General features: G+C 62.8%; 6 protein-coding genes and 1 pseudogene. 1 reads left to right on the top strand and 6 read right to left on the bottom strand.

What is annotated here, in order from left to right; all coding sequences use genetic code 11:
- A pseudogene (locus ACY693_RS11260) lies at positions 1–382 on the bottom strand (hypothetical protein); the annotation flags it as partial.
- A 198-nt stretch (positions 383–580) separates the two neighbouring features.
- Here ACY693_RS11260 and ACY693_RS11255 point away from each other — a divergent pair.
- The gene (locus tag ACY693_RS11255; RefSeq protein ID WP_462321918.1) at positions 581–1627 is read left to right on the top strand and encodes a CPBP family intramembrane glutamic endopeptidase; all 1047 of its coding nucleotides are present in this window, start codon (positions 581–583) and stop codon (positions 1625–1627) included.
- Between the two features lie 66 nt (positions 1628–1693).
- Here the strand turns inward: ACY693_RS11255 and urtD are convergent, their stop codons facing one another.
- The 5 genes from urtD to ACY693_RS11230 all read right to left on the bottom strand — a co-directional run bounded on the left by urtD (position 1694) and on the right by ACY693_RS11230 (position 7641).
- Entirely contained in the window at positions 1694–2467 is a 774-nt protein-coding gene (gene urtD, locus ACY693_RS11250) for an urea ABC transporter ATP-binding protein UrtD (protein WP_462321920.1), read from the bottom strand.
- A 218-nt stretch (positions 2468–2685) separates the two neighbouring features.
- Positions 2686–3807: an urea ABC transporter permease subunit UrtC gene (urtC, locus tag ACY693_RS11245; RefSeq protein ID WP_462321917.1), complete on the bottom strand. Its 1122-nt coding sequence runs from the start codon at positions 3805–3807 to the stop codon at positions 2686–2688.
- An 18-nt stretch (positions 3808–3825) separates the two neighbouring features.
- Positions 3826–5328, bottom strand: a complete 1503-nt coding sequence (urtB, locus tag ACY693_RS11240; RefSeq protein WP_462321916.1) for an urea ABC transporter permease subunit UrtB — start codon at positions 5326–5328, stop codon at positions 3826–3828.
- Between the two features lie 480 nt (positions 5329–5808).
- Complete coding sequence (urtA, locus tag ACY693_RS11235) at positions 5809–7146, bottom strand: urea ABC transporter substrate-binding protein (RefSeq protein ID WP_462321915.1); 1338 nt, start codon at positions 7144–7146, stop codon at positions 5809–5811.
- A 354-nt stretch (positions 7147–7500) separates the two neighbouring features.
- Positions 7501–7641, bottom strand: coding sequence for a cell envelope integrity TolA family protein (locus ACY693_RS11230; protein WP_462321919.1), 141 nt, complete (start codon positions 7639–7641; stop codon positions 7501–7503).
- Positions 7642–7643: the final 2 nt, after the last annotated feature.

The raw sequence follows: 7643 nt of genomic DNA, 5'->3' as shown, positions 1-7643 counted from the left end.
CCGGCAGCATCGAGACGACCAAATCGGGTCGCATGTCCAACAGGAGCTTGGCGAACGCCTGCCGCCCCGCACGCCGCAGGAAGGCCACCATCACGAATGACAAGATAAAGAAGCCGCGGCAGAAAAATCCCGTTCGGCCGCCGTCGAGGACCAACTCGTTGTAGGTGGCTTCGACGTTGCGTCCGGTCAGCCGAGTGAACGGATCGAGGTGGGCGAGCACCTGCCGGTAAGGGTTGACCAGCGTGACGCGGTAGCGGCCATCCGTCTTGAGGATGTCACGCATCGCTTCTGCGCTTGCGCGGTGTCCACCACCTGCGTCGGTATAGACGATGAGCACATGGGGGCGCGGGTCGGCACTCGCCGCGGACTCAAAGACCGGCATCACTGAGCGGATTCACCCGAGCATATCGATTGTCGATCATCGCCTGTCGTCGTCCACTGTGCGGCGATTGAATGAGGCGAGGCCACCGCCTCTCAACGCCGACTCTAGCGCCTGCGCCAACCTTGAGCAACTTGTCCGATCAGGTCACGCGGTGGGACACTACAATCCTACCCCCCTGCCGACGCGCGCTAATCTCCGATGAACGACGATACCCAGGCTTCCGATTTACTGGCTCGCGAAACCATCGAGAGCATGCGCGATGCCGTCCTGTCGATCGATCGCAGGGGCACCATCCTTATGCTGAACCCTGCCGCGGAGGCGCTGCTCAGGGTGAAGACGGAGGAGGTGCTCGGACAGAGCTTCGCGGAGACCTTCATCGACCGCCCCGAGCTGGAGAGGATGAACGACTGCGTGCTTGACGCGATCTACGATCCCGCGACACCCCACACCGCCGAGATCCAAATCGCCAGCGACGACAGCGCGGTCCTGCACTGGGTTGTGCGCACCAACCTGCTCGCTGGCGAGACGGGCGAGCCGGTTGGCGTCGTCGCGTCGATCGCGGATGTCAGCGAGCGGGTGCGGCTGCTCCAAGAGAACTTGGATGAGGTCCGAACCCGACAGTTGTTCGGCCGATTCTTTCTCTATGCGCTCGGCGTCATGTCGATCGGCACCATCGTCAACAATCTCATCGCCCGCTCCATTGTCGATGTCGATGTCTACACGCCGGCATTCACCTGGGGCTATCTGGTCGTCCAATTCGTGCCCGCGCTGGTGATCATCCGTTTGATGGGCTTGACCAGGCAAGATCTCGGCTTGAGCACGGACGGGCTTGGCCGCTCGCTCAAAGAAGGGGCGCTCGCTTCATTGCTCTTTGCCGGGCTGGTCGCAGGGTTTGCGCTGACCTTGCACCATTTCGAGGCGCTGCCGGGCAAACCGGGCCAATTCGAGCTGTTGCCAACCCTTGGCTATCTCGTTCACAGCTTTGTCCAAGAGCTGGTCGCGCGTGGCTTCCTGCAAACCACCTTTCAGCGCTTCCTCGAGGATCGCAGAGGCTTCAAATCCGTCCTGCTCACATCCTCGCTGTTCGGGTTGTTTCACCTGCATTTCGGTTTCGCCGCGGTGATGCTGACCATGATCAGCAGCGTGGTTTTTGGGCTCTTCTATCTGCGAAACCCCAATCTTGCCGGCGTCACCCTCTTCCACTTCATTGCGGGTGGCTGCGCGTTTTGGTTCGGGTTGTTATGAGCGAGGCCGACATCGACGATTCGGCACCACCAGTCGCGCCGCTGACACCGCCGTAGACCGCACCGCTCACTCTCCGAGGTAGACCTCGACCACGCGCGGGTCGTTCTGTACCTCGTCCATGCTGCCTTCCGCGAGCACCGAGCCTTGATGGAGCACGGTGACGCGCTTGGCGATCGAACGCACGAAGTCCATGTCGTGCTCGACAACGACCACGGTGTGCTTGCCGGCGAGCGAGGTCAGTAGCTCGGCCGTCCGTTCCATCTCTTGATGGGTCATGCCGGCGACCGGCTCGTCGACCAGTAGCAGGTGCGGGTCCTGCATCAGCAGCATGCCGATCTCGAGCCACTGCTTCTGGCCATGCGAGAGGGCGCCGGCCTCGCGCTGGGCGTGCTCCTGCAAGCCGATGATGCCAAGCACCTCGTCGATGCGATCGCGTTGAGCACCGCTCAGCCGAGCGAACAGCGTCGGGAACACGCGCTTATCGGCGGCCATCGCCAGCTCCAGATTGTCGAGCACGCGATGATGCTCGAACACGGTTGGCTTCTGGAACTTGCGCCCGACGCCGACTTCAGCGATCTCGGGCTCGGTCAGCTTGAGCAGGTCGATCTTCTGGCCGAAGAAGGCGGTGCCAGAATCCGGCCGGGTCTTGCCGGTGATGATGTCCATCATCGTCGTCTTGCCGGCACCGTTCGGCCCGATCACGCAGCGCAGCTCGCCGGCATCGACATACAGGTTGAGCTCATTGATGGCCTTGAAGCCGTCGAAGCTGACGTTGAGGCCTTCCAGATACAGGATCGGGCCGTGACTGACATCGAGCTCCAGGTCCTTCGCCCGGATCATGAAGTCGAATTGCCGGTCGCGGCGTGTGATCTCCTTGAGGTCCTGTCCAAAGCCTTGCCACACCTGCTTGGGACCGCTGAAGTCGAAGGTGCGATCGCTGCGCAGTAAGTCGCGGCTCGACCCGCGGCCCGAATCGGCGCGCGGGCGCACTGCGGAGCTTGAGTCGGACTCGGTGAACGAATCCACATCATCGCTCGGGCGCGTCTCGCTCGTCGGACTCATGCACTCGCCTCCTGCGCGGCCTCGGGCTCGGCGCGCCGGCGTCTCAAGCCCTTCAGAAGCCCGGCAATGCCCGCCGGCAGGAACACCGTGACCAGCACGAAGAGTCCGCCGAGCACGAACAGCCAGGCCTCCGGGAAGGCGCCGGTAAAGACGGTCTTGCCGTAGTTCACCAACACCGCGCCGATCACCGCACCATAGAGGGTCGCTCGGCCACCAATCGCAACCCAGACCACCAGCTCAATCGAATTCAGCGGCGAGAACTCGCCGGGATTGATGATGCCGACCTGGGGGACGTAGAGCGCGCCCGCGATGCCTGCCAAGACCGCCGAGAAGGTCCAGATCGCCAGCTTGACCCGGTCGACGCGATAACCGATGAAGCGCACCCGCGACTCGGCATCGCGCACCGCGACGGCGACGCGGCCGAGCTTCGAGGTCACGATCCATCGGCAGGCCCAGTAGCCGAGCGCCAGCGCCAGGGTCGAGGCGAGGAACAGCCCGATGCGGGTGCCATCCGCCTGCAGATCGAAGCCGAGCAGATCCTTGAAGTCAGTGAGCCCGTTGTTACCGCCGAAGCCCATCTCGTTGCGGAAGAAGGCCAGCATCAGCGCATAGGTCAGGGCCTGAGTGATGATCGAGAGATAGACGCCGGTCACGCGCGAGCGGAACGCCAGCCAGCCGAAGACGAACGCGAGCAGCCCGGGCACGAGCAGGATCATCAGCGCCGCGTACCAGAACTGATCGAAGCCCTGCCAGAACCAGGGTAGCTGCTGCCAGTCGAGGAAGACCATGAAATCTGGCAGCACCGGATCGCCGTAGACCCCGCGATCGCCGATCTGACGCATCAGGTACATGCCCATCGCATAGCCACCGAGGGCGAAGAAGGCGCCGTGGCCCAGGCTCAGGATACCCAGATAGCCCCAGACCAGATCGACCGCCACAGCGAGCAGCGCATAGGTCAGATACTTGCCGAGCAGGGTCACCGTGAAGGTGCTGACATGCAGCGGATTCCCCTCCGGCACCAGCAGGTTCAGGATCGGCACCAGGATGGCGATCAGCGCCAGCACCGCCAGCATGATCTGGCCGCCGGTATCGCCCTTAAGTGGTTGCAAGAGGCCCATGTTGAAGATTCTCGGTTCCTAATCAGCCGCGGCACGGCCACGCTGCGGGAAGAGTCCGCGCGGGCGCTTCTGGATGAACAGAATGATGAACACCAGCACCAGGATCTTGGCGAGCACGGCCCCGGCCCAGGGCTCCATGAGCTTGTTCGCGACCCCGAGCGTCATGCCGGCCACCAGGGTGCCCCAGAGATTGCCAACGCCACCGAAGACCACGACCATGAAGGAGTCGATGATGTAGGCCTGCCCCATGTTGGGGCCGACGTTGGTGAGCTGCGACAGCGCCACGCCCGCAACCCCGGCGATACCGGCGCCCAGCCCGAAGGTCAGCGCATCGACGCGCGCCGAGCGCACGCCCATCGCGCGCGCCATGGCCCGATTCTGCGACACCGCCCGCACCTGCAGCCCAAGCGCGGTGCGTTTGAGCACCAGCAACAGCAGCGCGAAGACGATCAGCGCGAAGAGCAGGATGTAGAGCCGGTTATAGGTCAGCGCCAGCCCTGGATTGAGCTGCAGCGATCCGCTCATCCAGCTCGGATTCTGCACCACCACGTTCTGCGCCGAGATGGTCGTGCGCACCAGCTGCTGGAGGATCAGGCTGATACCAAAGGTGGCGAGCAGGGTTTCCAACGGGCGACCGTAGAGGAAGCGGATCACGGTGCGCTCGATGGCCACACCGAAGGCGCCGGAGACCAGGAAGGCCGCCGGCACCGCCACCAACAGCGACCAGTCGGTCAGCCCCGGCATCGCCTGTTGCACCAGATAGGTGGTATAGGCGCCGATCATGATCAGCTCGCCATGGGCCATGTTGATCACGCCCATGACGCCAAAGGTGATCGCCAGCCCGATCGCCGCCAGCACCAGCACGGAGCCGAGGCTCAGGCCAAAGAACAGGGTCTCGATGCTGCTGTTGAGCTGACGTTTGCGATCGATCGCATCCAGCGCCGCCTTGGTGGCTGCGAGCACCTCCGGATCTTGCTCTGACGCGAGCAGCGCACTCAACGCATTGCGTGCTTCTGGATAGAGATTGCCCTCGAGCACCTTGATCGCCGCCACGCGGCTAGCGGCATCCGGCTGCCTAAGGTCGGCGATGGCAGCCACCAAGGCGAGCGCCTCGGCCACCTCCTTGTCGTCCTCAACGGCCAACTGCATGCGGACGGCACTGATCACCGCCGGATCATCACTGCCGATCATTTCGCGCGCGGCCTTCAAGCGCAGCGCCGGATCGGGACTCGCCAAGGTGAGCGCCGCGATCGAGGCGCGAAGCCCAGTGCGCATCCGATTATTGACGGTAATCTTGCGCACATCGCGACGGCCGACCTCTCCGAGGTCATCGCCACTGAGCGCATCGGTGAGCATCCAGCCGCCGCCCGCCGGTGCGACATAGACGATGCGATCATCGTCCTTGCGGTAATAGAGGTCGCCGGCAAGCAAGGCCTTCAGCAGCGGGATCGCGCGCGGATCACCGGTCTCAGCGATTGCCTCAGCCGCGGCCTCCTTGACCTTGAAAGAGCTGTCCGTCAACTTCGAAACCTGCGCGTCGAAGGCAGCGGCTGGATCGGTTTCAGCTTCAATTTCAGCAGCAAGCGCAGGGTCGGTTGCTGCATCGGCTGCAATCTGGGTTGCAGAGTTTGGTGCTGAGCGACTTGGGACTTGGTCGGAAGGCTCGGCTCCAATCTGAGTCGAAGACCCTGATACTGAGCTGTCTGGGGCTTGATCAAGAGGGCTGGCTGCGTCCGCGCTAGCCACACTTGACGTCAGCTCGGTTGCCTCGAGGCCAGTCGCCTGGCTCGTCGCCATGCCTAGCCATAGCAACAGGCCGAGCACCATCACGCCCGCGGAACCGCCGCCGCCAAAGCCGAACCTAGACATAACCTTTATCGACCGCGCGAAACCAGAGGGATGGACGTTAGGGATGGATGGACAGTCAAACGGAGACCTGAAAGCCAAGCCACCGCCGTCCCTGGCGTGAGGTCGGCCTCAGCTCAGCGCCGCACTCAGCGACTACTCGGCCGGCTTGTCAGCGCCGAGGCACTTCTTGGTCTCGGTATTGTAATTGCCGCAGTTGATCGGGTCAGTCCAATCAGCGATCAGATCCTTGGAGCCTTCCAGATAGTCGGACCAGGCATCACCGGGCACCTCTTCCTCGGTCTGGTAGACGATCGCGAACTGGCCATCATCCTGGATCTCGCCGATCAGCACCGGCTTGGTGATGTGATGATTGGGCAGCATCTTAGCAGTCCCACCGCTGAGATTGCTGGTGGTCAGACCGACGATGGCGTCTTCGACCGCGTCGGTATCGGTGGTACCGGCCTTCTCGACCGCCTGCACCCAGAGATCGAAGCCGATCTTGTGCGCCTCCATCGGATCATTGGTGACCCGGTCCGGGTCTTCGATGAACGCATGCCAGGTCTCGATGAAGGCATCGTTCTCATCGGTTGGCACACTCATGAAGTAGTTCCAAGCCGCCAGATGGCCGACCAGCGGACCGGTGTCGATGCCGGAGAGCTCCTCCTCGCCAACCGAGAAGGCGATGACCGGGATGTCCTCGGCCGAGATGCCCTGATTGCCCAGCTCCTTATAGAAAGGCACGTTGGCATCGCCGTTGATGGTGGAGACCACCGCCGTCTTCTTGCCCTCAGAGCCGAACTTCTTGATGTCAGCGACGATCGACTGCCAATCGGAATGCCCGAACGGCGTGTAGTTGATCATGATGTCCTCTTCCGCGACGCCGTTCTGCTTCAGGTAGGCCTCGAGGATCTTATTCGTGGTGCGTGGATACACATAATCGGTCCCGGCCAGCACCCAGCGCTCCACGCCGAGCTCGTCCTTCAGATAGTCGACCGCCGGGATCGCCTGCTGATTCGGCGCCGCGCCGGTGTAGAAGACGTTCTTCGACGACTCCTCGCCCTCATACTGCACCGGATAGAACAGCAGGCCGTTCAGCTCTTCGAATACCGGAAGCACCGACTTGCGCGAGACCGAGGTCCAGCAGCCAAACACGGCCGCGACCTTGTCTTGCTCGAGCAGCCCGCGCGCCTTCTCGGCGAACAGCGGCCAGTCCGAGGCCGGATCGACCACCACCGCCTCGAGCTGCTTGCCGAGCACCCCGCCCTTCTCGTTCTGCTCCTCGATCAGCATCAACACCGTATCCTTCAGCGTCGTCTCGCTGATGGCCATGGTCCCGGAGAGCGAGTGCAGCACACCGACCTTAATGGTCTCGTCGTCGGCCTGATCCGATGCGGGCGCAGCGTCTTCGGCGAATCCAGATAGCGATGCGGTCAGGCCCAGCGCAACGCCGGCACTGAGCAGCAGGGGTCTGAAAGACGGAATCGAAATCATCCAGTGTCTCCTAGTCGTGGTGAGTCTTGGAACATCAGTGGTCGGCCTGAACCGCCGCCCGGCGACTCTAAGCAAAAGCCAGACCAGGAAATTAACCGACTGATTAGCTGAGGAAAGAGCGGCTCAGCCGCGGAGGCATCGAGCAGCCGTGCACCAAACGCGAGCAGTCGACATGGCTTTGGTGCACGCCTCTGCACCAGATTGGCCAGCACAGAGGTCCAGCACCCGAGCGCACCGGTCAATGATCCATTACTGCCAGCTCCGGGTGGACCGGAATCCCTGCAAGCGCCACCGCGGTCCCGTCGTGGCACCAATAGGTGCTCGTCAGTTAGGTGCTCATCAGTTAGGTGCTCGTCAGGGCCGCAGCACCAGATTGAAATCGCGAAATGGCTCGAAGTCTGCGCCATCCGGCACTGGCAGTGGTGAGGCATCGTAGATCGCATTCACCACCGACTGGTCGAACACCGGGTTGCCGCTGGACTCGAGGACCTCGATGC

Source organism: Halochromatium sp., from assembly GCF_054919635.1.
This window is presented reverse-complemented; position numbering and strand designations above follow the sequence as displayed.